We start from the raw sequence: 27,000 nt of genomic DNA, 5'->3' as shown, positions 1-27,000 counted from the left end.
GTGGCACGTCCAAGCAGATTACTCGTCGGTACCACGGCCCGCGCAAGCCCCGGGAGCCCCCGGTCGGGATCAGGACCGCCGGTCGCGGTCCGGCCGGTTCCGCAGCCTGCGGACCAGCGGGAGCAGGGCGACGGCGCCCACGGCACCGGCTGCGGCCGGCACCGCCGGCGCGGCCGCCGCCAGGCCCTTCTGGTCGAAGGTGTCCGGCACCGGCAGCGTCGACCAGTGGTTGACCGGCCAGGCCACCACGAAGGCGCGCCCGATCACGTCGTCCACCGGGACGGTCCCGCCACCCGGCTGGTCCATGTGGAAGCGCGAGTCGAGCGAGTCCGCGCGGTGGTCGCCCATCACCCAGATCCGGCCGTCGGGAACCTTCACCGGACCGAACGGCTTCGTCCCGCACGGGGTGTTGCCGGCGTAGACGTACGGCTCGTTGAGCGCGACGCCGTTGACCTTCACCGGCCCCTCGCCCTCGCACTCGACGGTGTCCCCGCCAACCGCGATGACCCGCTTGATGAGGTCCTTCTCGTTGTCGGAGGGCATCAGACCGACGAAGCTCAGCACGTCCTGAACGCCCCGGACGAAGGCGTTGCTGCTCTCCTTGGTGGGCTCGTCGGCCAGCCAGCCGCCCGGGTCGTGGAACACCACGACCTCGCCGCGCTCCGGCTCGGCGCCGAACCACGGGGTGAGCTTGTCCACCAGGACCCGGTCACCGACCTGCAGCGTGTTCTGCATCGACTCCGACGGAATGGAGAACGCCTGGACGAAGAAGGTCTTGATCACCAGCGCCAGGACCAGGGCGATGCCGATGAGGATCGGCAGCTCCTTCCAGAACGAACGCTGCTTGCGCTCGTTCCGCGGCGGCTGCTCCTCGGTACCGTCCGCCGGACCGGAGTCGCCCGGGAGGGGCGGCGGGGTGTCACCCGTGCCGTCGCCGTGCCCGTCCGCGGACTGGGCCGCCGTGTCCTCGGCCGAGGACGAGGGCGCCGCGGCCTCCGCGGACCGGTCCGCCCGGCCGCCGGAGCCCTCGGGCTCGCCGGCGCCTGACCGGGCGCCGATCACCAAATCCCCCACAACGTCTCCTCCCTGCTGTGCGGACGCCCGTGCGCCCGCGCTCACAGTGCCGCACAGCGGGCACCACGCTCCATCACCGACCGCGCCCCCGCCAGGACCGGCCCCCGACGGGCCTCCTGACACCGGCACAGCCTTCGGGTGCGACCCCTCGACACCGAGTCGGCCGCACCCAGCACTTCTCTATCACTCCCGGGCATCCGGCTCGCGGTCCCACACGCCCGGTCCGATCACGACCGGCCTGTCCGGACCTACGCCCGGGGCCGCCCCATCCGGCGGCCGATGAGCGGAAGGATGCCCAACACACCCATAACGAGCGGAGGTTCCTCGGGAACCGGCCCGCCGCCCATCGAGTCCGTTGCGGTCGTGCCGTCCGCCGGAACCCGCGCCACCGAGGAGAGTGAAACCGGCACCTCAAGTTGATGAACCCGGCCCACCGGCCAGGCGATCATGAACGCCCGCCCCACCACACCGCTCACCGGAACGGTGCCCTGCCCCGGATTGCCCATGTGGAAACGGGAGTCGGCGGACACGTCCCGGTGGTCGCCCATCACCCAGAGCCTGTCCTGCGGCACCTTCACCTTGAACGGCTGCCGGGAGGGCGGGTTGCCCGGAGCGAGGTAGGGCTCGTCCAACGGCCTGCCGTTGAGGCTGATCCTGCCCTGCTCGTCACAGCACTCGACGGTGTCCCCGCCGACCCCGATCACCCGCTTGATGAGGTCCTGCTCGCTGTCGGACGGCAGCAGTCCGACGAAGGTCAGCACCTGCTTGGCCGCACGCAGGACCGGCCCGTCCTTCGACGACCCGTGCTCGTTCTCCAGCCAGCCGCCCGGATCCCTGAACACCACCACCTCGCCGCGCTCCGGCTCGGCGCCGAACCAGGGGGTGAACTTGTCCACCAGCACCCGGTCCCCGACCTGGATGGTCTGCTCCATCGAACCGGAGGGGATCACGAAGACCTGCACCAGGAAGGTCTTCATCACCAGCGCCACGACCAAGGCCACCACGACGACCAACGGGATCTCGCGCAGACGGGAGCGTCGGCGGCGGCGGGCCGCCCGGCGGGCGGTGCGACGGCGCTCGGCGCGCCCGCGCACCACCGGGACGGCAGCGGGGGCGGCAGGGGCCGCGTCCTCCTCCAACCCGGTCACGCCATCGGTGACAGCACCCGTTTCGGGGCCGGACGCGGGGCCGGTCGGGGACCCGGGGTCGGTTCCGGCGGCCGGGCGGTCGGCGAGCCGTCCCCTACCTCTGGTCCCCATGGCCACCGGTCCCCCCTGTCGCGGCAAAGGCCGCCGGCCGGTCGACCGAGTCCCAGTGCCCGACCGGGTAGACCACCCAGGCCGCCCGGCCGATCACCTTGGACTCGGGGACGAACCCGCCGCCGGGGTCACCGAGGTGATCGCGGGAGTCCCGGGAGGCGCTGCGGTGGTCGCCCAGCACGAAGAGCTTGCCGGACGGCACCACCACGTCGAAGGCCACGGCGGACGGCTCGTCCCCGGGGTACAGGTAGCCGGACTCGTCGACCGGCACACCGTTGACGGTGAGCGGGCGGCCCGGTCCCGCGCTGGTCACGCGGTCGCCACCAACGCCGATGACCCGCTTCACGTAGACCGAGTCACCGGCCGGGACCAGCCCGACATCACGGCCGAAGGAGCGCAGCGAGGTCCAGACGCCGTCGCGTTCCAGCGGCTTGCGCAGAAAGGAGCCCGTACCGTCGAACACCACCACGTCACCGCGCTGCGGGTGGCCGCCGAAGGCGTAGGACAGCTGGTTCACGATCAGGCGGTCGCCCGGTCGCAGGGTGTTCTCCATCGACCCGGAGGGCACCGAGAACGGCCGCGCCACGAAGGCGTTCACCAACAGCAGCACGAGCAGGCAGATGCCGGCGAGCAGCAGCAGGTCACGCACGCCCGAGCGCCCGCGCGCGGTCTCCGCGCCGTCGCTCTCCTCGGAAGCGCCTTCCTCGGAACCGTTCCCCTCGGAATCGCTCTTCTCGGAGGCGCTCTCCCCCGAGTCGGCGCCGCTCTCCTCGGCGGGGGCCACGGAAACGACCGCGGACCGCGCCGGCGAGTCCGCACCGATGGGTGCGGGACTGCCGTCGCGGTCCGCGGGTGGTTCGTGCGTGCTCATCGGGGGCTGAGCTTACCGTGCGGCAGCCCGGCCCCCCAGAGCGATCCGATCCCCCGGCAGCGCCGGGGGCCGGTGGATCAGCGGTCGCGCTTCTCCTTGATCTTCGCGGCCTTGCCGCGGAGGTCACGCAGGTAGTACAGCTTGGCGCGGCGAACCGCACCGCGGGTCACGACCTCGATCTTCTCGACGACCGGGGTGTGCACCGGGAAGGTGCGCTCGACACCGACGTTGAAGCTGACCTTGCGAACGGTGAAGGTCTCACCGACGCCGGCGCCGTGGCGGCGGATGACGACGCCCTGGAAGACCTGGACACGGGAGCGGTTGCCCTCGATGACCCGGACGTGCACCTTCAGGGTGTCACCGGCGCGGAACGCCGGGATGTCGCTACGCAGCGAGGCCGCGTCGACAGCAGCGAGCTTGTTGCTCATGTTGCTCTCCATCGCAGGCGCCACGGGCCGCCCACGGAAGTCGTCACAATGGGGTTCGCTGCGGGCCGCACCGGCTACCGGCGATCCCCCCGTGGCGGGGGCGCCGAACCACGTGACCCCTACAGGAGGAGCCCAGCGACAGACAGCAGCGGCCTATTCTTCCACACCACCGGCCGCGGACCGAAATCGGCCGAGCCCCTCGTCCCAGGCGAGGCCGAGCACGTCGAGCGCCGCGCGGTCCTTCTTGTCGAAGTCGGCGTGCCGCCACCGCGCCACCAGGTCCGGCCGGTTGGCCAGGGTACGGGCGAAGGCCTGCTCGCGACGCCAGCGGGCGATCTTGCCGTGGTTCCCGCTCAGCAGGATGTCCGGCACCGTACGGCCGCGCCACTCGGCGGGCTTGGTGTAGACCGGGCCCTCCAGCAGGTCGGCCATCGCGCCGGGCGCGAAGGAGTCGTCGCGGTGGGACTCGGCGTTGCCGAGCACGCCGGGCAGCAGCCGGGCGATCGCCTCGACCATGACCAGCACCGCGACCTCGCCGCCGGCCAGCACGTAGTCGCCGATCGACGCCTCGACCACCGGCATCCGGGTGGCCGCCTCCTCGATCACCCGCCGGTCGATGCCCTCGTACCGGGCCGGGGTGAACGCCAGCCACGGCCGGCCCGCCAGCTCCTGCGCGAGTTCCTGGGTGAACGGCCGGCCGCTGGGGGTGGGCACCACCAGGGTCGGCAGCTCCCCCTCGGGGCCCCGGGCGAGCACCGCGTCGAGGGCCTCGCCCCACGGCTCGGGCTTCATCACCATGCCCGGGCCGCCGCCGTACGGGCTGTCGTCGACGGTCCGGTGCACGTCGTACGTCCAGTCGCGCAGGTCGTGGACGTGCACGTCGAGCTGACCGCGGGCGCGTGCCTTGCCGACCAGCGAGATGTTCAGCGGCTCCAGGTACTCGGGGAAGATCGACACGACGTCGATCCGCATCCCGTGCCGCACGACCGGGGCCGAGGCCTCCGCAGGCTCCGGGGAGCCCACGGCCTGCACGGACTCCTCGGAGCTCACTGCGACTCCTCCGCCGAATGAGCCGAATCAGCCGAGCCCGCCGACTTCCCCGCGGACTCTGTGGAGTCCGCGGGCTCTGCGGACTCCGCGCCCGGCGCGGACTCGCCGAGCGCGACCTCGGCGCTCTCCGGGTCGATCAGCCCGGGCGGCGGGTCGATGACCGCGCGCTGGTTCTCCAGGTCGATGGTCGGCACGATCCTGCTGACGAAGGGCACCAGCGCCTCCGTCCCGTCCGGCTTCTTCACGGTGAGCAGGTCCTGGTACGGCAGGTGGATCACCTCGGTGAGCTCGCCCACCAGGGTGCCGTCGAGCAGGACCACGTCCAGACCGATCAGCTGGTGGTCGTAGTACTCCTCCGGGTCGTCCGGACGCTCCTCCGGGTCGACCTCGGCGATCAGGATCGTGCCGCGCAGCGCCTCGGCGCCGTTGCGGTCCTTGACGCCGGCGAACCGCAGCAGCAGCCGCCCGCTGTGCACCTTGCCGGACTCGACGGTCAGCGGTCCGGCCGAGGCCGGGTCGGTGAGCAGGACGGCACCGGGGCCGAGCCGGAGCTCCGGCTCGTCGGTGCGGACCTCGACACTGACGTCCCCCCTGATGCCGTGGGCGCGGCCGATCTTGCCGACGACGAGCTGCACGGTGATCGTTCTCCTGGATGAGTGCTGCTGAGTGCTGCTGCTTGCGTGAGTGCTTGGGGCTGAGGAGTACTGCGGAACCGCCGCGGGGAAGCCGCCGAGAACGGCGAAGGCCGGCCGGGACGACATGCGTCCCGGCCGGCCTCGAAACCCTGACGGCTGAACGAGCAGCCGGGTCAGCGAATGTTGTCCACGTCGACCAGGTCGACCCGGACGTTGCGACCGCCGAGGGCGCCGACCACGGTGCGCAGGGCGCGCGCCGTGCGGCCACCCCGGCCGATCACCTTGCCGAGGTCATCGGGGTGCACCCGCACCTCGATGGTGTTGCCCCGACGCAGGTTGCGCGAGCGCACCTGCACCTCGTCGGGGTGCTCGACGATGCCCTTCACCAGGTGGTCGAGGGCGTCCTCGATCACGATCAGGCCTCGGCGGCGGCGTCGGCCTCAGCCTCGGCCTTGTCCGACTTCTTGGCCTTCGGGGTGATGGCGACACCGGTGGTGGCGTCCTCGAAGCCGGCGACGGCCTTGGCGAACAGGTGCGAGAAGTCCTCGACCTTCGGCTCGGCGACCTTCAGCGGCTCCGGAGCCGGCAGGCCCTTGAACTTCTGCCAGTCGCCGGTCAGCTTGAGGATGGCGAGCACCGGCTCGGTCGGCTGGGCGCCGACGGACAGCCAGTACTGGGCGCGGTCGCCGTCGACCTCGATCTTCGAGGGGTTGTAGGTCGGCTGGTAGATGCCGATCTCCTCGATCGCACGGCCGTCACGCTTGGTGCGGGCGTCGGCGACGATGATGCGGTAGTGCGGGGAGCGAATCTTGCCGAGACGCTTCAGCTTGATCTTGACTGCCACGGGAGTGGAATCTCCTGGTGTTGACGTGGGTGAGCGGCCCCGCCCTCGCGTGGGGTTGCGCGGTGGGCCGTTCAAGGGACACGCCAGCCGAAGGAGAGAGGGGTCCTGCCCGGCTGCCGAGTACTCAGCGGTCCATTCTGCCACACAGGGCGCCGACCCCCGAAAACAGGTCGACCGGGAGCCCCCGCTCCCGGTCAGCCCAACGCGCGCACCTGCTCGGTGCACCTCACTGGCGAATCATCGCTCGATCATCGTGGTCCATCGCGGTCCATCGCGGTCCTGCGGTGGATCTTGGCGCCCTCGGTTCCCCGAGCCGTGAGGCTCCCCGGGTCGCCCGACGGACCGCGAGCCGAGCTGTCAACTACGAACGACGTGCTGCGAACTACGCGATCTTGAACGGCTGCTGGCACGCACCGCAGACGATGGACGCCTGCGCGAGCACCGACGGCACGACCCGGACGTTGCGCCCGCACCCGCAGACCGCCTTCACCCGGACGCCGCCCCCGGAGGAGCCGTGCCGGGCCGCCGGACCGCGGAAGGCGCGCGAGGCCCCCTCACCGGCCACCGCTTCCTGGTGCGCGCCGAGGGCGCGGTCCAGGCGCTCGATGGTCTCGGCGTACCGCTCGCGGGTCTCCTTGAGCATGGTCACCTGGGAGAAGCCGCTGCTGGCGTGCGGCTCGACCGGGTGCGCCAGGCCCAGCTCGGAGGCCAGGAGCAGGAAGCGCCGGTTGTGGTAGCGGCCGGCCCGCGAGGTGTCCCGGATGTCCCGGGCCGCGGCCAGACCATGGGCAGCCTCGTGGAGGAGCCGCTCGAAACCGAGCCGGGTGCCACAGGCCGAGGAGGACTCGCCGATCAACGCCTCGGGCGAGGCGAGGTCGGGGAGGTCCTGGTGGAAGGCCTGGATGTCACTCCAGGCGGCGGCCAGTTCGGCCGCGAGAACGAGGGGCTGTGTCGTGCTCACGCTAGACCAACGATGGAGTAGGAGCCGATGTTCCGCGTGTTCCGCTTCCCCTGGAATTCCCAGGAAACTCTCAGGAATGTGCGACCACGCGCGAAATGCGCGTTCCGGATCTGACGCAAGACCAACCCCCTGCAGGTTTGGGGCCGCCGGCTCGGCGGCGGCTCGTCATTTCCGTCCGGGGGCGGGCTGTCGCCCCCAGGACGTACGGCCCGTGTCCTGTCGAGTTGACAGGGCCACGGGCCGTACACCGTACCGCTATTCCGTTAATACCGGCAGTTGACCGACCAGTAGGGATGTCGGCATGTGAGACATGCACGCAACAAGGCCGGTCACCGGGCATCCGAATTCCTCGCCGAGCAGGTCGGCGACACTCGGAACGGGTCGCCTGACGCTGTTTTACGGTGAGATCCTTCGTGGTCGTCCGCAGCCCCGAGAGGCGACCGAACGGTCAGTAGGCGCGCGCGACGAGCGCGACGTTGCCCTCCTGGTCGTCCGTCTGCGGCACCGAGCCGTCGGCGGCCACGATGCAGCGCACCGAGACGCCCTGCTCGGCCAGCTTGGCCTCGCCCTCCGGGCCGAGCTCGGCCCAGGAGATCCGGCCCCAGCCGGTGGTGGCGGCCTCGACGGCCTCGTCGATGGTCTTCACGTCGACCGTGCGGGACTCACGGCGCTCGCGCGACTGGCGCAGCAGCAGGGCCTGGTCCTCCTCCAGGATGCCCGGGAGGGTCGCCGCCAGGGCGTCGATCGAGACCGGCTCCTTGCCGCCCGGGATCCGGCGGGCCAGCATCGCGGTGCCGTTCTCCAGGTCGCGCGGGCCGACCTCGATCCGCAGCGGCACGCCCTTGAGCTCCCAGTCGACGGCCCGGCGGCCGAACGGGGTGTCGGTGCGGTCGTCGACGACCACGCGGATGCCGACGGCCTCCAGGGCGGCGCCGATCTCACGGACCTTGGCGATCACCGCGTCGTCGCCCTTGATGGCCAGGACGACGGCCTGGACGGCGGCCAGCCTCGGCGGGACGCGCAGGCCGCTGTCGTCGCCGTGCGACATGATCAGGCCGCCGACCATGCGGGTCGAGACGCCCCACGAGGTCTGCCAGACGTACTCGCGCTCGGCGCCCTGCAGCTGGTAGGTGGTGTTGAACGCCTTGGCGAAGTTCTGGCCCAGCTCGTGGCTGGTGCCCATCTGCAGCGCCTTGCCGTCACCCATCATGCCTTCGAGGGTGAGGGTGTTGATGGCGCCGGCGAAGCGCTCCTTGGCGGTCTTGCGGCCGAGCACGACGTCGATGCCGAGCACGTTGGTCATGAAGTCGCCGTAGACCTGGGTGTGGATCATCGACGCGTACTCACGGGCGTCCTCGTACGTGGCGTGGGCGGTGTGGCCCTCCTGCCAGAGGAACTCGGTGGTGCGCAGGAAGACGCGCGGGCGCAGCTCCCAGCGGACCACGTTGGCCCACTGGTTGATCAGCAGGGGCAGGTCGCGGTGGCTCTGCACCCACTTCGAGAAGTACTCGTTGATGATCGTCTCGGAGGTCGGCCGGACGACGACCGGCTCGTCCAGCTGCTTGCCACCACCGTGCGTGACCACCGCGAGCTCGGGGGCGAAGCCCTCGACGTGCTCCGCCTCCTTGGTCAGGTAGGACTGCGGGATGAACATCGGGAAGTAGGCGTTCTGGGCGCCGGCCTTCTTGATCCGGGCGTCCATCTCCTGCTGCATCCGCTCCCACAGGCCGTAGCCGTACGGTCGGATGACCATGGTGCCGCGCACCGGACCGTTGTCGGCCAGCTCGGCCTTGTTGATGAGGTCCTGGTACCAGCGCGGGAAGTCTTCCGCCTGAGGGGTGAGAACGGGTGCCTTAGCCATGGGCGAATCGTACGGGGAGCGGGCCCCCGACTTCGAATCCGTTCCGGGCAACGGGACGCCCGGGGCGCACGCCCCCGACCCGCGCGCACCACCCCGCACCCCTCTGGACGCCGTGCCCGAGCCGCTGTTCGCTGGAGTGGGGGCGGGACGTCGAGGGGGGTCCGAGCAGCACACCGAAGGACCGGATGGGAGGCCGCGATGGCTTCAGCGCGGGTGACCGGCACGACCGCAGCACCCCCCGGCGCAGGGCGGCCCGCCGCCCGGGCCCGGGACTGGGCGGAGATCCAGGAGCGGATGCTGGTGCCGCTCTACGAGGCCGTCCACGACCGCCTGGAGGTCGGTCCGGCGACCAGCCTGCTGGGCCTGGGCTGCCGCTCCGGCCTCGCCCTGCTGCTGGCCGCCGGCCGGGGCGCACAGGTGGCCGGGCTGGAGGCCGACGACGAGCTGCGCGCACTGGCCCGGAAGCGCCGTCTGCGGGTCGACCCGGACGCCCGGACGGCGCCCGACGGCCGGACCGCGGCGGACGGCCGGACGGAGGCGGAGGTCGCCCGCTCGGCCTATTCGCTGGTGACCGTTTTCGAGCAGCCGCCGCCGGGCGCCGAACCACGCCGGACGGTGGCCGGGGCGGCCCGGCTGGTCCTGCCCGGCGGGCACGTGGTGCTGGCCGCCTGGGGACCGCGGGAGCGCTGCGAGAGCGCGGCCGTGCTGGACGTCGCCCGGCGGATGGCCCGGCGCAGCGGCGCGCCCGACCCGTTCGAGCTGAGCCCGCCCGGCGCGCTGGAGGACCTGCTCGCCGGGACCGGTCTGCGCCCGGCCGGCGGCGGCCGGGTCGGCTGCCCGTTCGCCTACGCGGACCTGGAGAGCGCGCTGCGCGGGCTGCTCTCCACCGGGCTCTACGACGCGGCGTCGGAGTTCTCCGGGCCGGCGCTGGTCGCCAAGGAGCTGGAGGAGGCGCTGCAGCCGTACCTGCGGCCGGACGGCACGGTGCGGATGACGAACGTCTTCCGCTACCTGATCGCCGAACGGCCCCGCTGAACCCCACTGAACCCCGGGGGACGACCCGGGGGACGACGGTACGGGCCGCAGCACGAAACGCCGGAGGGGCGCGCGCCACCACGGCACGCGCCCCTCGTCGCAGGCCCTCGTCGCAGGCCCTCATCGCAGGCCCTCATCGCGGGCCCTCATCGCGGGCCCTCCTCACGGACCCCCACCCCGTACCGCGAGCCCGCCGGCCCTCAGGCCTGGTCGAGCGCCTTCCGGGGCACCCCCGCCGCCCGGTAGGCCTCCTCCTCGTCCAGCGTCTCCGCCTCCAGCAGCGCCGCCGCCAGCGCGTCCAGCCGGGGCCGCTGCTCGGTCAGCAGCCGCACCGCCTCCTCGTAACACTCCGCGACGATCCGCCGGGCCTCCTCGTCCACCGCGTCCAGCGTGGTCGGTGCTGCGGAGAGCCCGTACGCGCCCTGCGGGTCGGACGGGACGGCGGTGAGCCGGCCGACCCGCTCGCTCATCCCCCACCGCCCGGCCATGCCGCGGGCGATGTTGGTGACCTGCTCCAGGTCGCTCTCCGCGCCGGTGGTGACGACCCCGTAGACCACCTGCTCGGCGGCCATCCCGCCGAGCGCGCCGATGATCCGGCCGCGCAGGTAGGGCTCGGTGTAGGAGTACCGGTCGGCCTCCGGGGTGGAGAGGGTGACACCGAGGGCACGGCCGCGCGGCACGATGGTGATCTTGCGGACCGGGTCGGCGCCCGGCTGGAGCATGCCGAGCAGGGCGTGGCCGCTCTCGTGGTACGCCGTCCGCTCCCGTTCGGCCTGCGGCATCACCAGCGGACGGACGGCGCCGAGCTGGACCTTCTCCAGCGCGTCGGAGAGGTCCCGGTCGTTGACCGCGTCCTGACGGCGCTTGACCGCGAGCAGGGCGGCCTCGTTGACCAGGTTGGCCAGTTCGGCGCCGGTCATCCCGGGGGTGACCTTGGCGAGCCGGGTCAGGTCGGCGTCGCCGGCCAGCGGGACGTCCCGGGAGTGGATGCGCAGGATGGCCGCGCGGCCGTCGCGGTCCGGCGGGCTGACGGTGATCCGCCGGTCGAACCGGCCGGGGCGCAGCAGCGCCGGGTCGAGCACGTCGGCCCGGTTGGTGGCGGCGATGACGATGACGCCCTCGGAGCCGGTGAAGCCGTCCATCTCGGTGAGGATCTGGTTGAGCGTCTGCTCGCGCTCGTCGTGGCCGCCCATGCCGCCGCCGCTGCCGCGCTGGCGGCCGATGGTGTCGATCTCGTCGATGAAGATGATCGCCGGGGCGACCTTGCGGGCCTCGGCGAACAGTTCGCGCACCCGGCTGGCGCCGACGCCGACGATCATCTCGATGAACTCGGAGGCGGAGGCGGAGAAGAACGGAACGTCCGCCTCGCCGGCGACGGCCCGGGCCAGCAGCGTCTTGCCGGTGCCGGGCGGGCCGCTGAGCAGCACGCCGCGCGGCATCTTGGCGCCGAGCCGGCGGTAGTGCTGCGGGTTCTTCAGGAAGTCGACCACCTCGGTGAGCTCGGCCTCGACCTCGTCGATGCCGGCCACGTCGGCGAAGGTGGTGCGCCGGCCGGACTCGGCGGTGACCGGCTTGGGCGGGGCCTTGCGGCCGAGCGCCCCGGCGCCGAGCCCGCCGGCCATCCGCCGGGCGAGCAGCACCCAGATCAGGATCAGCAGCAGCATCGGGGCCAGTGAGATGAGCAGGTTGGCGAGGAAGCTGCGCTGCTGGACGACCGGCTCGGCGGTGACCTCCACGCCCTGCTGCTGGAGGGTGGTCCAGAGGTTGTCCCCGGCGAAGACCGGCCGCTGGGTCCGGAAGTCGGTGTACGTCCCCTTGTCGCCGTCCGGCTTCGGCTCGGCGTTCTTGAGGGTGCCCTCGATCGCGTCGCCCTTGGAGTAGATCTTGGTGATGTTGCCCTTGTTCAGCTGGTTGTTGAACTCGGTGTAGGAGATCGTGGTGGCGCCGCCGGGGCCGAAGAAGGACAGCAGCACGTCGCTGATCAGGAACACCACGAGGGCGGTGAGGACGAGGCCCAGCCAGCCGCCGGGCATCCTGCGCCGCGGGGGCGGCGGGGGCGGGGCACCCTCGGATCGCCACGGCTGGTCGGGGGTCTGGCGCGGTGGCACGGGATCAGTCACTCATCGGACAATACGGACATCTGCTCGGCTCCTCCAACCGCAACGCCGCGCCCTGCCCCGCGCCCGGTCAGCCCTGCCGCTGCGCGTCGGCCGACCCCGGCCACTCCTCGGCGGTCAGCGCGAACCGCTCGTGGTCCCGCCACGCCCCCTGGAGGAACAGCATCCGCGGGGTGAACCCCTCGTGCCGGAAGCCCAGCCGCTTGGCCAGCGCGATCGAGCGGTCGTTGTCCGGCTGGACGTTGATCTCCAGCCGGTGCAGGCCGAGCCCGCCCTCCGACTGCGCGGCGAAGCAGCGGTCCAGCACCAGCCGCATGCCCTCGGTCATCCGCCCGGTGCCGGCGAACGGCAGGAACGAGTCGTAGCCGAGCGCGCCGTTGCAGAACCGGCCCATCACGATGTTGGCCACGTTGACCTTGCCGACCAGCCCGTCCGTCTCCCGGTCCACCACCAGGAAGGTCCGCAGGCCCGGCCCCTGGCGCTCCATCAGGTCCGGCAGGGCGTCCGGCTCCACCGGGTTCCACCGGCCGATGTGCTCGGCGGACCGTCGGACCGCCTCGGCGTACGCCACCTCGTCCCCGGCCCGCGGGGCCCTGATCGTCACTCGCATCGGACCATCATCTCGGACGACCATCGGGCATGCGAACGGCCCGCCGTCCGGTCGCAACCGGTCGGCGGGCCGTTCATCGCACGTCCCGGGAGCCCGCGGGCCCCGGAGGGATCCGAGGAGGGAGGACCTACAGCAGGTCCTTGAACTCCTTCGGCAGCTCGAAGTCGGCCGGGCCCTTGCCCGCGCCGAGGCCGAACGCGCCGCCCTCGGCGGGCGCCTGGCCGCCGCCGGCACCGAGCGCGCGGCGCTCGGCGGCCGCGGCCTCCTCCTGCGCCCGCTTCAGCGGGTTGCCGCTCTTGCGCTTGCCCTTGGCGACCGGGGCCTTCTTGGCGGACTTCTTGCCGCCGCCGCCCATGCCCGGGATGCCCGGCATGCCGGGGACGCCCTTGCCGGAGGCCATCGCCGACATCATCTTGCGGGCCTCGAAGAACCGCTCGACCAGGTTCTTCACCTCGCCGACCTGGACGCCCGAGCCCTTGGCGATGCGGGCCCGGCGGGAGCCGTTGATCAGCTCCGGCTCGGCGCGCTCGATCGGGGTCATCGACTTGATGATCGCGCCGACCCGGTTGACGTCCTTGTCGTCGATGTTGTTGATCTGCTCGCGGATCTGGCCCATCCCCGGCAGCATGCCCAGCAGCTTGGAGATCGAGCCCATCTTCTGGACCTGCTCCAACTGGGACAGGAAGTCGTCCAGCGTGAACTGCTTCGGGCCGCCGCGCAGCTTGGCGGCGATCTTCTCGGCCTCGGCCTGCGAGAAGGTCTGCTCGGCCTTCTCGATCAGCGAGAGGACGTCACCCATGCCCAGGATGCGCGAGGCCATCCGGTCCGGGTGGAAGGCGTCGAAGTCGTCGACCTTCTCGCCGTTGGAGGCGAACATGATCTGCCGGCCGGTGACGTGCGCGACCGACAGCGCGGCACCGCCGCGGGCGTCGCCGTCGAGCTTGGAGAGCACCACACCGGTGAAGTCGACGCCCTCGAGGAAGGCCTGCGCGGTGGTGACCGCGTCCTGGCCGATCATCGCGTCGACGACGAACAGGACCTCGTCCGGGTTGACGGCGGCCCGGATGTCGGCGGCCTGCTGCATCAGCTCGGCGTCGATGCCGAGGCGGCCGGCGGTGTCGACGATGACGACGTCGTGCTGCTTCTGCTTGGCGTACTCGATCGAGTCCCGGGCCACCTGGACCGGGTCGCCGACGCCGTTGCCCGGCTGGGGGCCGTAGAACGCCACACCGGCGCGGTCGGCGACGACCTGCAGCTGGTTGACGGCGTTGGGGCGCTGGAGGTCGCAGGCGACCAGCAGCGGGGTGTGCTTCTGCGTCTTCAGCCAGTGGCCGAGCTTGCCGGCGAGGGTGGTCTTACCCGCACCCTGCAGACCGGCGAGCATGATCACCGTCGGGCCGTTCTTGGCGAACCGCACCCGGCGGGTCTCGCCACCGAGGATGGCGATGAGCTCCTCGTTGACGATCTTGATGATCTGCTGCGCCGGGTTCAGCGCGCCGGAGACCTCGACGCCGAGCGCGCGCTCCTTGACCTGCTTGATGAAGGCCCGGACGACCGGCAGCGCGACGTCCGCCTCCAGCAGCGCGATGCGGATCTCGCGGGCGGTGGCGTCGATGTCCGCCTCGCTCAGGCGGCCCTTGCCCCGAAGGTTCTTGAACGTCGCTGCGAGGCGATCGGAAAGGGTGTCGAACACGTCGTCGCGGGTCCTCTGCGGCATCGGTCTGAGTACGGTCGTCGCTCCCAAGGGTATCCGGCCGCCCCGGGGACGGTCTCCACCCGGGTTCGACCGAACCTTCGCCGGGCCTCGGCCGGGCCTCCGCCGGGTCCCGGGGCAGGCCTCCGCCGGGCCTCAGCCCAGCGCCGCCCGGACCGCCGCCGCCACCTCCCCGGCCCGCCGGGCATCGAGCGGACGGCCCGCCGCATCGGTCAGGTAGAAGGCGTCCACGGCCTCCGCGCCGAGCGTCGAGACGTGCGCGGTCCGCACCCGCACCCCGGCGCCGTCCAGCGCCCGGCCGATCCGGTGCAGCAGCCCCGGGGCGTCGTGCGCGCGCACCTCCAGCACCGTCGCGCTCGCCGAGGCCGCCGACGGCGCCACCGCGACCACCGGCGGCGGAACGGGGACGCCGCGTCGGCGCGGGGCCGCCGCGTCCCGCTCGGCCAGCCGGCGGGCGACGTCCAGCGAGCCGTCCAGCGCCCGGCGCAGGTCCGCCCGGAGCCTGGCCGCCTCGGGCAGCTCCCCGAACTGCGCGGTCACCGTCCAGGAGAGCAGCAGGACCGGCCCGGCGCCGATCGGGTCCAGCTCGCGCAGCCCCGCCGAGCGGACCGCCAGCCGGTGCAGGGCCAGCACCCCGGCGACGGTGCCCAGCAGGCCCGGCCGGTCCGGGACGGCCAGCAGCAGCCGCACGCCCATCGGCCCGGTGCCGTCGCCGTCGATGCCCGAAGACGCGCCGGCGAGCGACGCGGCCCGCATCGACGCGGCCGAGAGCGACGAGGCCGACAGCGACAGCGCCGGCCCGCCGGTGCGGGCCGCCTCCACCGCCAGCCGCTCCTGTTCGGCGGTCGGCTCGGCCTCGACGGGGCCCGGCCGCCCGCCGTGCTCCCCGGTCAGCCGGGCGGCGGCCCGGGCGGTCAGGCCGTCCACCAGCGCGGCCCGCCAGGCACTCCACGCGGCCGGGCCGGTGGCCAGCGCGTCCGCCTCGGTCAGCGCCCGCAGCAGCTCCAGCCGCGGCACCGAGCCGACCGCCTTGGTGACCGCCTCCACGGTCGCCGGATCGTCCGGGTCCCGCCGGGTCGCGGTGTCCACCAGGGTCAGGTGGTGGCGGACCAGCACCGCCAGGGTCTCCACCGAGTCCGGGTCGAAGCCCATCCGGGCGGCCAGGGCGCGGACGAGCACCTCGCCCGCCTCGCTGTGGTCGCCCGGTCCGCCCTTGCCGAGGTCGTGCAGCAGCGCGGCGACCAGCAGCAGGTCCGGCCGGGCCACCCGGCGGGTCATCGCGGCGGCCCGCACCGCGGTCTCCACCAGGTGCCGGTCCACCGTCCAGCGGTGCACCGCGTTGCGCTGCGGCCGGCAGCGCACCCGCGCCCAGTCCGGCAGCAGCCGGGTGACCAGCCCCTGCGCCTCCAGCGCCTCCCAGACCGGCAGGCAGGCCTCCCCCGCACCCAGCAGGGTGACCAGCTGCTCGCGCGCCTCGGCCGGCCAGGGCACGGGCAGCGGACGGCACTCCGCCGCCAGCCGTCGCACCGTCGCATGGGAGAGGGGCAGGCCGGCCTGCGCGGCGGCGGCCGCGGCGCGCAGCGGCAGCACCGGGTCCGCGGCCGGGCGGGCGCCGCGGGCGAGCACCGCCTCGCCGTCCTGCTCGACCACGCCCTCGGCGAGCGGCCGGCGCTCCACCGCGCCCCGGGCCGTCGCGCCCCCTCCGGACCCACCGAACGCACCACCGAACGCACCGGCGGCCGGGCCGGTGAACGGGAAGCGCCGTTGCGGACGGCGGCCCCGGCCCGAGCGGGCGGCGAGCACCCGCTCCACCGACCGCCAGGCGACGTCGGAGGCGTACCCGACGGTCCGCGCCGCCTCGTAGACCAGGCGCAGCAGGGCGTCCGCGTCCGGCAGGCCCAGCCGCTCGGCGATCCGGTCCTGGTCCTGCAGGGCGAGCCGCTCGGTGGCCCGGCCGGTCACCAGGTGCAGGGTGTCGCGGACGTCCGCCAGCCGGAGCGCGGCGGCCGCCAGCCCCTCCCGGGGCGCGTCGGCCAGCCAGCTCGCGGCGATCGCGCGGAGCGCGACGACGTCCCGCAGGCCGCCGCGGGCCTCCTTCAGATCGGGCTCCAGCAGGAAGGACAGCTCGCCGTGCCGCTCGGCCCGCTCCCGGCCCAGCTCACGCAGCTCGGGCAGCCGCCGAGGGGCGGCCGCCCGCCAGTCGGCGAGGACGGTGGAGCGCAGCGCGGCGGTGAGCGCCGGGTCGCCGGCCACGTGCCGGGCGTCCAGCAGGCCGAGCTGCGCCTTCAGGTCGGCGCCGGCCACCGCCCGGGCCTCGGCCGGGGTGCGGACCGCGTGGTCGAGCGGGACGCCGGAGTCCCACACCGGGTACCAGAGGCGCTCGGGCAGGGCGCGGTCCAGCCGGCCCTCGTGCAGCAGCAGGACGTCGAGGTCGCTGCGCGGGGACAGTTCACCGCGCCCGTAGCCGCCGACCGCGACCAGGGCGGTCCGGGCGGGCGCGCCGGCCTCGGCGAACAGGGCGGCCAGCCAGTCGTCGGTGAGCGCGGACAGCGCGGTGCGCCGCTCCCGGCCGCCGGGGCCGGGAGCGGCGAGCAGCCGGGCCCGCGCGGCGGCGGGCCCGGACGGGCCGTCGGAAGCACCGGAACCGGCGGGGCCGGTGGAACCGGTGGAACCGGGCCCGGGGGCGTCGGGGGCGGTGGCCATCCGGTCGGACCCTCAGAGGGCGTCGGGGCCGCGCTCGCCGGTGCGGACCCGGACGGCGGTGTCGACCGGGATCGCCCACACCTTGCCGTCGCCGATCTTGCCGGTCCGGGCCGCGTTGACCAGGACCTCGATCAGCGGTTCGGCGTCCTCGTCCTCGACCAGCACCTCGACCCTGACCTTGGGTACCAGGTCCACGGTGTACTCCGCGCCCCGGTAGACCTCGGTGTGGCCGCGCTGCCGGCCGTAGCCGCTGGCCTCGGAGACGGTCAGGCCGTGCACGCCGAAGGCCTGCAGGGCGGCCTTCACCTCGTCCAGGCGGTAGGGCTTGATGACGGCGGTGATGAGCTTCATCGGGCGTCCACCTCGGTCTTCTCGGTGCCGTGCGCCGACGTCGGCGCGGGTGCGGGTGACGGCGCGGTTGCGGTTGCGGGTGCGGAGGCCGCGGCGACCAGCGCCGCCGCCGGGGCGGCCGTCCGGCCGAGGGCCGAGCCCAGCGCGCTGAAGTCGTAGGCGGACTCGGCGTGCTCGGCCTGGTCGATGCCGGCCAGCTCGACCTCCTCGGCGACCCGGAAGCCGATCACCCGGTCGACCGCCTTGGCCAGCAGCCAGGAGAGCACGAAGGAGTAGACGGCGACCACCGCCACGCCCATCGCCTGCTTGCCCAGCTGCCCGAACCCGCCGCCGTAGAACAGTCCCCTGGCGCTCTGGCCGACCGTCCCGGTGGCGAACAGGCCGACCAGCAGCGAGCCGATCGCCCCGCCGACGGCGTGCACACCGACCACGTCGAGCGAGTCGTCGAAGCCCCATCGGTACTTGAGGCCGATCGCGGCCGCGCAGACGGCGCCGGCGACCAGACCGATCACCACCGCGCCGAGCGGGGAGACCGAGCCGCAGGCCGGGGTGACGGCGACCAGCCCGGCCACCGCGCCGGAGGCGGCGCCCAGCGTGGTGCAGGCGCCGTGCCGCAGCCGCTCGTAGACCAGCCAGCCGACCAGCGCGGCGCCGGCGGCGACCTGGGTGTTGAGCAGGGCCGTCGCCGCGACGCCGTTGGCGGCCAGCGCCGAGCCGGCGTTGAAGCCGAACCAGCCGAACCAGAGCAGCCCGGAGCCCAGCATCACCAGCGGCAACGAGTGCGGGCGCATCGGGTCCTTGCGGAAGCCGATCCGCTTGCCGAGCACCAGGCACAGCGCCAGGCCCGCGACCCCGGCGTTGATGTGGACGGCCGTCCCGCCGGCGAAGTCGATCACGCCGTTGCGGTCGCCGAGCCAGCCGCCGTGGCCGCCGTCGAAGAAGAACACCCAATGGGCGACCGGGAAGTAGACCACGGTCACCCAGAGCGCCACGAACAGGCCCCAGGCCGTGAATCTCGCGCGGTCCGCGACCGCCCCGCTGATCAGCGCCGGGGTGATGACCGCGAACATCAGCTGGAAGGCGGAGAAGGCGGTCACCGGGATCGTCCCGGTGAGGTCGGCGAGCCCGACGCCGTGCATCCCCAGGAAGTCCAGGTTGCCGATCAGGCCGGCGCCCGCGTCGGGTCCGAAGCTGAGCGAGTAGCCGTAGAGGACCCACAGCACGCTGACGATGCCCAGCGACAGGAAGCTCATCGCCAGCATGTTCAGCGTGCTCTTGGCCCGGACCATCCCCCCGTAGAAGAAGGCCAGCCCCGGGGTCATCACCATGACCAGGGCGGCGCTGACGAGTACGAAGGCGGTGTCGCCCGCACTGAAACCGTCCGGCATCGGCTCTCCTCCTCACTGGAAGCCGATCCGCACCCGGGTCCTGTCCCGTGCACCCGGGGCGTCGGCGTTGTCCAGGAGCGTGCCGAAGGCCGGTTTCAGCCGATGCGACCGGGTGTTTCACCACCGTGACGAGGACGACCGCGGGGTTACACCCACGTGAACGCAGCACCGACCGTGCCGTCGGCGGCCGGCACGGTCGGTGAGGGTGTCGCGGTGGCGGCTCAGACCACCGAGACGTACTCGGGGATGTCCTGGACCACCCGCTCCTTGAGCCGGCTGACCGCGTCCACGCCCTTGTACCGGGAGGCGGCGGCCTCGGTGGTCTTGCGGACCCGCGAGTTGAGCCGCTCGGAGCGGACCTTGGTGGCGATGTCCACCGCCTGCTCGGCGAAGACCGCCGCCTCCTCCGGCTCGTTCTGCAGGAGGTGCACGCTGGCCATGCCGACCAGGTTGAAGGCATAGGAGCGGACGTGGTCGCCGTCCTGCCGGAACAGGTCGACCGCGCGCTCCATCACCGGCGCCGACATCGAGGCGTACAGCTCGGAGTTGTCCGAGTGGTAGGCGAGGTCGCGGAAGGAGTGCGCGTTCTCCGCGTTCAGCTCGGCCGGCGAGAAGAACTTCAGCCAGTCCGGGTCGCCGTCGCCCTCGCGGATGTCGGTGAAGGTGTCCTCGGCCAGCCGGATCGCCCGGGCGCACCGGTTCACCTCGCCGATCGTGGCGTACGCGCGCGCCTCCATCGCGTACAGCAGGGACTGCTGGCGCGGGGTGGCGGTGTCCCGGCTGCCGTACTGGGCGAGGTGGATCAGCTCCAGCGCGTCCTCGCCGCGGTTGAGGTGGATCATCTGCCGGCTCATGTCGGTGAGGATCAGCGCGCCGAACGGGCGGTCGCCGGCCTCCTTGGCGGCGTGCAGCGCCAGCACGTAGTACTTCTGCGCGCTGGGGTGCATGCCGACGTCGTAGGACATCCAGCCCGCCAGGTGGGCCAGCTCCGCGGTGAGCCGGAACAGCCGCTTGGTGGTCTGCTCCGGGTAGGTCTCCTGGAGCAGGTCGGTGACCTCGTGGAGCTGGCCGACCACGGCCTTGCGGCGCAGCCCGCCGCCGTTCTGCGCGTCCCACTGCCGGAACATGACGGTGGTCTGCTCCAGCAGTTCCAGCTCGGGCTCGGAGAGCCGGCCGGTGAACGGCTCTCCGCCGTTGGCCGCGGTCAGGATCGGGGTGGGCGCGCCGGTCGGACCGGGCGCCAGCCAGCGCTGCATCGGCTCGATCAGCGCGGCACCGGCGGTCAGGGCGAGCGAGGTGCCCAGGAAGCCGCGCCGGTTGAGCATGAGGTCGCTGCGCGAGTAGTCGCTGATCAGCTGGACGGTCTGCGGCGCGCTCCACGGCAGGTCGACGCCGCCGCCGACGGTGGAGACCGGCACGGCGGCGCGCAGGCCGAGGTCCTCGATGGAGACCACCGAGCCGAACCGCTCGGAGAACAGCTCGGACATGATCTTCGGAATGGGCTCGCGCGGCTGTTCGCCGTCGAGCCAGCGCCGCACCCGCGAGGTGTCCGTGGAGACGTGGTGGGCCCCGATCTGCCGGGCCCGACGGTTGACCTGGCGGGCCAACTCTCCCTTGGACCAGCCGCTGCGGGCGAACCACGTGGTCAGCTTCTCGTTGGGTTGCTTCTCTGCCATGGGTCCGTCCCCATCCCGCCCGGGCCCCCGGGGCCCCGATCGTGACCGCCCGACGGTTGCGGGCTCTTGCCAGACGTGTCGTACCGGACTGCGGCGCTCGCACCGCAGACGGACCGTCAGTTCCCCAACTCCCGGCCCGCCATGGCCGGAAGCGGACACCCCGACGAGGTCCGTGTGCTGAACGTAACGCCCCGCGCACCGCCCCGGGGAGCGGCCCTGGCGAAACGCCACCTTTCGCCACCCCCAGGAGTGAACCGAACCGTGTCAGCAGACGGTTCACTAGGAAGTCCCGACGGCCCGGCATATGCAGGCCGCCAAGTCCCCGACAGCACCCGGCTTTTCAGGCGAACCGCCGCCGCCACAGGCGGACTTCGCACCCGCACTGACCGACGACCCTCCCGCGCACAGACGATCCGGCATCGGCACCGCCGACCACAAGGCGGCGCACGGGGCGCACCAGGGCAACTGGCGCACACCGCGCGCCGCACGCCGCCACCGCACCACGCACCACGCACAGGAAAAGCAACACACAGTCACCGTCCCGTAACCATGGGCAACAAGAACCTGTTGGGGGAGGCATGGACAAGCTGTTCGGCGAACTTCGCCTGGGGCACCTGCGGCTGGCGCCGCTGGGCGCGCGCCGTCGCACCCGCGCCACCGCGCGGCAGGCGGCCGCGGAGTACACCGGCCGGTGGGGCTGGGCCGTCCTCGTCGGCGAGCCGGTCCGCGCGGCGGGCCCGGCCGGCAGCCCGGAGCGCTGCCACTGCGGCCGGCAGCGCTGCGCCGCCCCCGGCCTGCACCCCGTCCCCGGCGCCGGACCGGCCGTCCGCCCCGGCACCGACGTCTCGGTGCTGTTCCCGACCGGCCGCGCCTTCGACGTCCTCGACGTCCCCGAGCCGGCCGGCCTGCAGGCACTGGTCCGGCTGGAACGGATGGGCACCCAGATCGGCCCGGTACTCGCCTCGCCCACCGGACGGCTGCAGTTCCTGGTCGCGCCCGGCACCGCCCGCCGGCTGCCGGACCTGCTCTACCGGATGGGCTGGGACGACGCCGCGCTCGACCTCACCTGCCACGGCGAGGGCAGCTTCGTCGCCGCGCCGCCCACCGTGCTCGCCGGCCTCGGCCCGGTCCGCTGGCTGCGCCGCCCAACGCGCGACAACGCCGGCTGCCCGCCCGAGGCCCGTCTGCTGCTCGGCACCCTCGCCTACGCCTGCCACCGCGGCCGCGAGCGCACCCGCGAACCCGCCTGGATCGCCTGATCGTCCGACCACCCGATCGTCCGACCCTCCGCTGCTCCGATGCCACTCCGGTGCCGCTCCGGTGCCGCTCCGATCGTCCGGGAGAACGCCGAAGGGCCCGCCCCTCGCGGGAGCGGACCCTTCACCGGTGGCACCGGACGGTGCTCAGTCCCCGATCAGCGCGTCCACGAACGCGCCCGGCTCGAACGGCGCCAGGTCGTCGGCACCCTCGCCGAGCCCGATCAGCTTGACCGGCACGCCCAGCTCGCGCTGGACGGCGACCACGATGCCGCCCTTGGCGGTGCCGTCCAGCTTGGTCAGCACGATGCCGGTGATGTCGACCACCTCGGCGAAGACCCGGGCCTGGATCAGCCCGTTCTGACCGGTGGTGGCGTCCAGCACCAGCAGCACCTCGTCCACCGGGCCGTGCTTCTCCACGACCCGCTTGACCTTGCCCAGCTCGTCCATCAGGCCGGTCTTGGTGTGCAGACGCCCGGCGGTGTCCACCAGGACGGTGTCCGCGCCCTCGGCGATGCCCTCCTTGACGGCGTCGAAGGCGACCGACGCCGGGTCGCCGCCCTCCGGCCCGCGCACGGTGCGCGCGCCGACCCGCTCGCCCCAGGTCTGCAGCTGGTCGGCGGCGGCGGCACGGAAGGTGTCGGCCGCGCCGAGCACCACCGTGCGGCCGTCGGCGACCAGCACCCTGGCCAGCTTGCCGGTGGTGGTGGTCTTGCCGACGCCGTTGACGCCGACGACCAGGACGACCGCGGGGCCCTCGTCGTGCTTGGTGGAGCGCACGGTGCGGTCTGCGTCCTTGCCGATCAGCTCGACGAGCTCCTCGCGCAGCAGGCCGCGCAGGTCCTCGGGGGTGCGGGTGCCGAGCACCTTGACCCGGGTGCGCAGCCGCTCGACCAGCTCCTGGGTGGGGGCCACGCCCACATCGGCGGTCAGCAGGGTCTCCTCGATCTCCTCCCAGGTGTCCTCGTCGAGGTGCTCGCGGGAGAGCAGCGAGAGCAGGCCCTTGCCGAGCGAGTTCTGCGAACGGGAGAGCCGCGAGCGCAGCCGGACCAGTCGGCCGGCGGTCGGCTCGGGAACCTCGATGGCCGGGGCTTCCTCGGCCGCCTCGGGGGCGGCTTCGACCTCGGCACGGGCCTCGGCCTCGGCCTCGGGGAGCTGGACCTCCTCGACGGTGCGGCGCGGTTCCTCGGTCGGCGGCGCGGCCTCCTCGCCGACGGCGGGCTCGCGCGGGGTCGGGGGCGCCGTGATGACCGGCGCCTGCGACTTCGGGGGCAGCTGCTGGCGTCGTCTGCCGGAAACGACGAGTCCGGCGATCGCGCCGACGGCGACCACCGCGATGACTACGGCAAGAATCACGTATTCCATAACTCTCCAAGTATCCGCGACACCGGTCCCGGCGAACCGCAGGCGGCCGGGTGGATCACCCGCCGACCGGACGGGGGCCGGAAGTGGATCACCGGCGGGTCAGGGCCGCCGCTCCTTCTGGTCCTCCCTCAGCCGCTGACTGATCACCTGCGAGATGCCGTCGCCCTTCATGGTCACCCCGTACAGGGCGTCGGCGGACTCCATGGTCAGTTTCTGGTGGGTGATCACGATCAGCTGGGAGCTCTCCCGCAGCTCCTCCATGATCGCGATCAGCCGCCGCAGGTTGGTCTCGTCCAGCGCGGCCTCCACCTCGTCCATGACGTAGAACGGGCTGGGCCGGGCCTTGAAGATCGAGACCAGCAGCGCCACCGCGGTCAGCGAGCGCTCGCCGCCGGAGAGCAGCGACAGCCGCTTGACCTTCTTGCCGGGCGGGCGGGCCTCCACCTCGACGCCGGTGGTCAGCATGGACTCCGGCTCGGTGAGCACCAGCCGCCCCTCTCCGCCCGGGAACAGCCGGGAGAACACGCCCTCGAACTGCGCGGCGGTGTCGTGGTAGGCGGCGGTGAACAGCTGCTCGACCCGCTGGTCGACGTCCTTGACGATGTCGAGCAGGTCGCGCCGGCTGCGCTTGAGGTCGTCCAGCTGCTCGCCGAGGAAGGTGTGCCGCTCCTCCAGGGCGGCGAACTCCTCCAGCGCCAGCGGGTTGACCTTGCCCAGCTGCTGGTACGCCCGCTCGGCCGAGCGCAGCCGCTTCTCCTGCTCCGCGCGGACGTAGGGGTACGGCTCCTCCGGCTCCCGCCCCTCCTCCGGCGTGGACGGCGGGACGAGCTGGTCCGGCCCGTAGGAGGCCAGCAGTTCGGAGCCCTCGATGCCGAACTCCTCCAGCGCCCGGCCCTCCAGCTGTTCGATCCGCAGCCGCTTCTCCGCCCGCAGCACCTCGTCACGGTGGCCGGCGTCGACCAGCTTGTCCAGCTCCTCCTTGAGCTCGCGCCCATGCCCGCGGTGCTCCTTCAGTTCCGCCTCGCGCACCGCCCGGGCCTGTTCGACGGCGGCCCGTTCGGCGTCCGCGCGGGCCAGCGACACCTCCAGGCAGGCGAGCAGCTGCCGGGCGCCCCCGGCGACGGCGCCGGCCACGGCGGCGTCCCGCTCGGCGCGCCGGCGGCGTTCGGCGGCCCGGGCGCGCGCCTCGCGCTCGGCGCGGGCGGCCCGGTCCAGCTGATCGGCCCGGCCGGCCAGGGCGCGGACCCGCTCCTCGTGGGTGCGCACGGCGAGCCGGGCCTCCAGTTCGGCCTGCCGGGCGACGGTGGCGGCCGCGGCCAGCCGCTGCTGTTCGGCGGCGTCCGGCTCGTCCTCGCCGTCGGCGGCGGTCTCCTCGGCGACCGTCAGCCGCTCGGCCAGTTCCTCGGCGGTGGCGAGCAGTTGGGCCAGGCCCTCCTCGGCACGGCCGGCCGCGGCGGTCAGCCGTTCGGCCTCGCCGGCGGCGGCCCGGGACTGTCCGCCGAGCCGGCCCAGGGTACCCGCCACCTCGGCCCGCTCGCGTTCCAGCTGCCGCCGCCGGACGGCGAGTTGCTCCAGTTCGGCGGCAGACTCCCGGCGCCGTTCGGTGAGTTCGGCCAGTCGCCCGGCCGACTCGGCGCAGCGGACGTCGAGTTCGCCGATCGCCCGGACGGCCTCGTCCACCGCGGCCTGGGTCTCCAGCAGGCTGGGGGCGGCGCCGGAGCCGCCGTGCGCGAAGCCGGCGCCGAGCCGGTCGCCCTCGGCGGTGACGGCGCTCAGCGCGGGGTGCGCGGCGACCAGCCGCAGCGCCTGGTCGAGGGTGTCCACCACCACAACGCCGGCCAGCAGCCGGACGACGGCGTGCCGCAGTTCGGCCGGGCCGTCGACGAGGTCGGCGGCCCAGCGGGCACCGGGCGGCAACTCCCCCGCCGGGTCGGCCGGTTCGGGGGCTCCGGCGATCAGCAGGGCGGCCCGGCCGGCGTCCTCCTTGCGCAGCAGCCGCAGCGCCTCGGCGGCGGCGTGGGGCGAGTCGACGGCCACCGCGTCGGCGGCGGCGCCGAGGGCGGCGGCGACGGCGGTCTCGTGGCCGGGGGCGGTCCGCAGCAGCGCGGCGGCCGGTCCGAGCAGCCCGGTCGTCGGGTCCCCGGCGGCGAGCAGTGCGCCGCTGCCGTCCTTGCGGCGCAGGCCGAGCGCCAGCGCCTCGTGCCGGGCGGTCAGCGCGGCCCGCTCGCGCTCGGCGGTGCCGGCGGCCTCGCGCGCGGCGGCGAGCTCCTGCTCGACGGCGGCGAGCCGTTCCCGGGCGCCGTCGTGCGCGGTGTCGGCGCGTTCGCCGTCCTCGGTGTCGGCCTCGACCCGGACCCGCAGCTCCTCGTACTCCTGCCGGGCGGCCCCGGCGCGTTGCAGCGCCTCGTCGCGGGCCTCGGCGAGCCGGCCGATCTCGGCCTCGGCGGCGGCGGCCTTGGAGCGGGCGGCGGCGGCCTGCCCCTGGAGCCGGGCCAGTCCCTCGCGGCGGTCGGCGATGGCCCGGGCGGCGTCCTTGAGCCGGCGCTCCTCGACGGCGAGGGCGCGTTCCAGCCCGGCCCGGCCCTCGACGGCCTCGTCGAGCGCCTCCTCGGCCTGCTCCAGGGCCGCGGCCAGCGCCGTCTCCTCCTCCCGGACCCGCCCGGCCTCGCGCTCCAGCTCCTCCGGGTCCCGGCCGCGCCGCTCCTCGGCCCGCCCGCCGCCGGCGGCGGCGTGCCGGGCCGCGGCCTCGGCCAGCCCGATGGTGCCGCGGGTGCGCTCGGCCAGCGCGGAGAGCCGGTACCAGGTCTGCCGGGCGGCCTCCAGGCCGGGGCCGAGCTGCTGGACCTGCGCCTCCAGCACGGCCTCGCGCCGGATCGCGTGGCCAAGTTCCTGCTCGACGGTGGAGCGGCGCAGCCGCAGGGCCAGTTCGTCGGCGATCTCCGCCTCGACGGCGGTGCGCAGCGCGAGCAGGTCGTCGGCGAGCAGTCGCAGCCGGGCGTCGCGCAGGTCGGCCTGGATGCCGGCGGCGCGCCGGGCGATCCGGGCCTGCCGGCCGAGCGGGCCGAGCTGGCGGCGCAGTTCGGCCACCAGGTCCTGGACGCGGTTGAGGTTCACCTGCATCGCGTCCAGCTTGCGCAGCGCCTTCTCCTTGCGCTTGCGGTGCTTGAGGACACCGGCCGCCTCCTCGATGAAGGCGCGCCGGCCCATCGGATCGGCGTGCAGGACGGAGTCGAGCTGTCCCTGGCCGACGATGACGTGCATCTCGCGGCCGATGCCGGAGTCGGAGAGCAGTTCCTGGATGTCGAGCAGGCGGCAGGTGTCGCCGTTGAGCGCGTACTCGCTGCCGCCGTTGCGGAACATCGTCCGGGTGATGGTCACCTCGGAGTACTCGATCGGCAGGGCGCCGTCGGTGTTGTCGATGGTGAGGCTGACCTCGGCGCGGCCGAGCGGGGCGCGCCCGCTGGTCCCGGCGAAGATGACGTCCTCCATCTTGCCGCCGCGCAGCGACTTGGCGCCCTGCTCGCCCATCACCCAGGAGAGCGCGTCGACGACGTTGGACTTGCCGGAGCCGTTGGGCCCGACCACGCAGGTGATGCCGGGCTCGAAGCGGAGGGTGGTCGCGGAGGCGAAGGACTTGAACCCGCGCAGCGTCAGACTCTTCAGGTGCACGCGCCGGTCTCCTCACCTCGCTCGCCAGGGGCTCCAGCGGCGACTGTATCCCCCGGCGGTGCGGCGGCAGGCTCCCGGACACGGCCCCGGACACGACGAAGGGACGCCACACGGGGCGTCCCTTGCAAGCTGC

General features: G+C 73.6%; 21 protein-coding genes. 2 read left to right on the top strand and 19 right to left on the bottom strand.

Annotated elements, in window-relative coordinates; translation table 11 throughout:
• Positions 1-69 precede the first annotated feature (69 nt).
• The 10 genes from lepB (ACFVVU_RS30060) to proS all read right to left on the bottom strand — a co-directional run bounded on the left by lepB (ACFVVU_RS30060) (position 70) and on the right by proS (position 8,983).
• Entirely contained in the window at positions 70-1,074 is a 1,005-nt protein-coding gene (gene lepB / locus ACFVVU_RS30060) for a signal peptidase I (RefSeq protein ID WP_380682003.1), read from the bottom strand.
• Positions 1,075-1,322: 248 nt separating this feature from the next.
• Positions 1,323-2,222, bottom strand: coding sequence for a signal peptidase I (gene lepB, locus ACFVVU_RS30055; protein ID WP_387793393.1), 900 nt, complete (start codon positions 2,220-2,222; stop codon positions 1,323-1,325).
• Positions 2,223-2,316: 94 nt separating this feature from the next.
• Positions 2,317-3,117, bottom strand: coding sequence for a signal peptidase I (gene lepB / locus ACFVVU_RS30050; RefSeq protein WP_387793391.1), 801 nt, complete (start codon positions 3,115-3,117; stop codon positions 2,317-2,319).
• A gap of 164 nt (positions 3,118-3,281) precedes the next feature.
• On the bottom strand, positions 3,282-3,632 hold the full coding sequence (gene rplS, locus ACFVVU_RS30045) for a 50S ribosomal protein L19 (RefSeq protein WP_063347674.1): 351 nt from the start codon (positions 3,630-3,632) through the stop codon (positions 3,282-3,284).
• A gap of 153 nt (positions 3,633-3,785) precedes the next feature.
• Positions 3,786-4,604 (bottom strand): tRNA (guanosine(37)-N1)-methyltransferase TrmD, encoded by an 819-nt coding sequence (gene trmD, locus ACFVVU_RS30040; RefSeq protein WP_380682010.1) that lies wholly within the window; start codon positions 4,602-4,604, stop codon positions 3,786-3,788.
• 74 nt (positions 4,605-4,678) lie between these two features.
• Positions 4,679-5,317 carry a ribosome maturation factor RimM gene (gene rimM, locus ACFVVU_RS30035; RefSeq protein ID WP_387793389.1) on the bottom strand — a complete coding sequence of 213 codons (639 nt, stop codon included), beginning with the start codon at positions 5,315-5,317 and terminating at the stop codon, positions 4,679-4,681.
• Between the two features lie 173 nt (positions 5,318-5,490).
• On the bottom strand, positions 5,491-5,730 hold the full coding sequence (locus tag ACFVVU_RS30030; RefSeq protein WP_030056773.1) for an RNA-binding protein: 240 nt from the start codon (positions 5,728-5,730) through the stop codon (positions 5,491-5,493).
• A 2-nt stretch (positions 5,731-5,732) separates the two neighbouring features.
• The gene (gene rpsP / locus ACFVVU_RS30025; RefSeq protein ID WP_344337896.1) at positions 5,733-6,161 is read right to left on the bottom strand and encodes a 30S ribosomal protein S16; all 429 of its coding nucleotides are present in this window, start codon (positions 6,159-6,161) and stop codon (positions 5,733-5,735) included.
• A gap of 382 nt (positions 6,162-6,543) precedes the next feature.
• On the bottom strand, positions 6,544-7,122 hold the full coding sequence (locus tag ACFVVU_RS30020; RefSeq protein WP_387793387.1) for a hypothetical protein: 579 nt from the start codon (positions 7,120-7,122) through the stop codon (positions 6,544-6,546).
• A 448-nt stretch (positions 7,123-7,570) separates the two neighbouring features.
• Positions 7,571-8,983, bottom strand: coding sequence for a proline--tRNA ligase (proS, locus tag ACFVVU_RS30015; RefSeq protein WP_380681999.1), 1,413 nt, complete (start codon positions 8,981-8,983; stop codon positions 7,571-7,573).
• 198 nt (positions 8,984-9,181) lie between these two features.
• Between proS and ACFVVU_RS30010 the strand changes: the two genes are divergently transcribed.
• Positions 9,182-10,018 carry an SAM-dependent methyltransferase gene (locus ACFVVU_RS30010; RefSeq protein ID WP_387793385.1) on the top strand — a complete coding sequence of 279 codons (837 nt, stop codon included), beginning with the start codon at positions 9,182-9,184 and terminating at the stop codon, positions 10,016-10,018.
• Positions 10,019-10,218: 200 nt separating this feature from the next.
• On the opposite strand, the gene ftsH is transcribed toward ACFVVU_RS30010, so the two are convergent.
• The 7 genes from ftsH to ACFVVU_RS29975 form a co-directional block, all read right to left on the bottom strand.
• Positions 10,219-12,138: an ATP-dependent zinc metalloprotease FtsH gene (gene ftsH, locus ACFVVU_RS30005; RefSeq protein WP_387793383.1), complete on the bottom strand. Its 1,920-nt coding sequence runs from the start codon at positions 12,136-12,138 to the stop codon at positions 10,219-10,221.
• Positions 12,139-12,205: 67 nt separating this feature from the next.
• Positions 12,206-12,745, bottom strand: a complete 540-nt coding sequence (locus ACFVVU_RS30000; RefSeq protein WP_380681996.1) for a GNAT family N-acetyltransferase — start codon at positions 12,743-12,745, stop codon at positions 12,206-12,208.
• A gap of 127 nt (positions 12,746-12,872) precedes the next feature.
• Positions 12,873-14,438: a signal recognition particle protein gene (gene ffh / locus ACFVVU_RS29995; protein WP_380715533.1), complete on the bottom strand. Its 1,566-nt coding sequence runs from the start codon at positions 14,436-14,438 to the stop codon at positions 12,873-12,875.
• Between the two features lie 156 nt (positions 14,439-14,594).
• Positions 14,595-17,162 carry a [protein-PII] uridylyltransferase gene (locus tag ACFVVU_RS29990; RefSeq protein WP_387793381.1) on the bottom strand — a complete coding sequence of 856 codons (2,568 nt, stop codon included), beginning with the start codon at positions 17,160-17,162 and terminating at the stop codon, positions 14,595-14,597.
• 12 nt (positions 17,163-17,174) lie between these two features.
• Positions 17,175-17,513: a P-II family nitrogen regulator gene (locus tag ACFVVU_RS29985; protein WP_355369639.1), complete on the bottom strand. Its 339-nt coding sequence runs from the start codon at positions 17,511-17,513 to the stop codon at positions 17,175-17,177.
• The gene (locus tag ACFVVU_RS29980) at positions 17,510-18,901 is read right to left on the bottom strand and encodes an ammonium transporter (RefSeq protein WP_380682754.1); all 1,392 of its coding nucleotides are present in this window, start codon (positions 18,899-18,901) and stop codon (positions 17,510-17,512) included. Before ACFVVU_RS29980 ends, ACFVVU_RS29985 begins: the two co-directional genes overlap by 4 nt.
• A gap of 221 nt (positions 18,902-19,122) precedes the next feature.
• Complete coding sequence (locus ACFVVU_RS29975; protein ID WP_380682753.1) at positions 19,123-20,577, bottom strand: hypothetical protein; 1,455 nt, start codon at positions 20,575-20,577, stop codon at positions 19,123-19,125.
• Positions 20,578-21,155: 578 nt separating this feature from the next.
• Between ACFVVU_RS29975 and ACFVVU_RS29970 the strand changes: the two genes are divergently transcribed.
• Positions 21,156-21,836 (top strand): bifunctional DNA primase/polymerase, encoded by a 681-nt coding sequence (locus ACFVVU_RS29970; RefSeq protein ID WP_380682752.1) that lies wholly within the window; start codon positions 21,156-21,158, stop codon positions 21,834-21,836.
• Positions 21,837-21,980: 144 nt separating this feature from the next.
• Here ACFVVU_RS29970 and ftsY read toward each other — a convergent pair whose 3' ends face one another.
• Together ftsY and smc are read right to left on the bottom strand one after the other, a co-directional pair.
• Positions 21,981-23,198, bottom strand: coding sequence for a signal recognition particle-docking protein FtsY (gene ftsY, locus ACFVVU_RS29965; protein ID WP_387793378.1), 1,218 nt, complete (start codon positions 23,196-23,198; stop codon positions 21,981-21,983).
• 99 nt (positions 23,199-23,297) lie between these two features.
• Positions 23,298-26,867 carry a chromosome segregation protein SMC gene (gene smc, locus ACFVVU_RS29960; RefSeq protein WP_387793376.1) on the bottom strand — a complete coding sequence of 1,190 codons (3,570 nt, stop codon included), beginning with the start codon at positions 26,865-26,867 and terminating at the stop codon, positions 23,298-23,300.
• Between the last annotated feature and the right edge of the window lie 133 nt (positions 26,868-27,000).

Source organism: Kitasatospora sp. NPDC057965 (assembly GCF_042887135.1).
GTDB lineage: Bacteria > Actinomycetota > Actinomycetes > Streptomycetales > Streptomycetaceae > Kitasatospora.
This window is presented reverse-complemented; position numbering and strand designations above follow the sequence as displayed.

What these genes read in the sequence shown, in the direction of transcription:
- proS (WP_380681999.1), bottom strand. Translation starts at nt 8,983, where the DNA reads ATGGCTAAGGCACCCGTTCTCACCCCTCAGGCGGAAGACTTCCCGCGC.
- ACFVVU_RS29970 (WP_380682752.1), top strand. Translation starts at nt 21,156, where the DNA reads ATGGACAAGCTGTTCGGCGAACTTCGCCTGGGGCACCTGCGGCTGGCG.
- ACFVVU_RS29990 (WP_387793381.1), bottom strand. Translation starts at nt 17,162, where the DNA reads ATGGCCACCGCCCCCGACGCCCCCGGGCCCGGTTCCACCGGTTCCACC.
- ftsY (WP_387793378.1), bottom strand. Translation starts at nt 23,198, where the DNA reads ATGGAATACGTGATTCTTGCCGTAGTCATCGCGGTGGTCGCCGTCGGC.
- ACFVVU_RS30010 (WP_387793385.1), top strand. Translation starts at nt 9,182, where the DNA reads ATGGCTTCAGCGCGGGTGACCGGCACGACCGCAGCACCCCCCGGCGCA.
- rplS (WP_063347674.1), bottom strand. Translation starts at nt 3,632, where the DNA reads ATGAGCAACAAGCTCGCTGCTGTCGACGCGGCCTCGCTGCGTAGCGAC.
- ACFVVU_RS29975 (WP_380682753.1), bottom strand. Translation starts at nt 20,577, where the DNA reads ATGGCAGAGAAGCAACCCAACGAGAAGCTGACCACGTGGTTCGCCCGC.
- ACFVVU_RS30000 (WP_380681996.1), bottom strand. Translation starts at nt 12,745, where the DNA reads ATGCGAGTGACGATCAGGGCCCCGCGGGCCGGGGACGAGGTGGCGTAC.
- trmD (WP_380682010.1), bottom strand. Translation starts at nt 4,604, where the DNA reads ATGCGGATCGACGTCGTGTCGATCTTCCCCGAGTACCTGGAGCCGCTG.
- ACFVVU_RS29980 (WP_380682754.1), bottom strand. Translation starts at nt 18,901, where the DNA reads ATGCCGGACGGTTTCAGTGCGGGCGACACCGCCTTCGTACTCGTCAGC.
- ACFVVU_RS29985 (WP_355369639.1), bottom strand. Translation starts at nt 17,513, where the DNA reads ATGAAGCTCATCACCGCCGTCATCAAGCCCTACCGCCTGGACGAGGTG.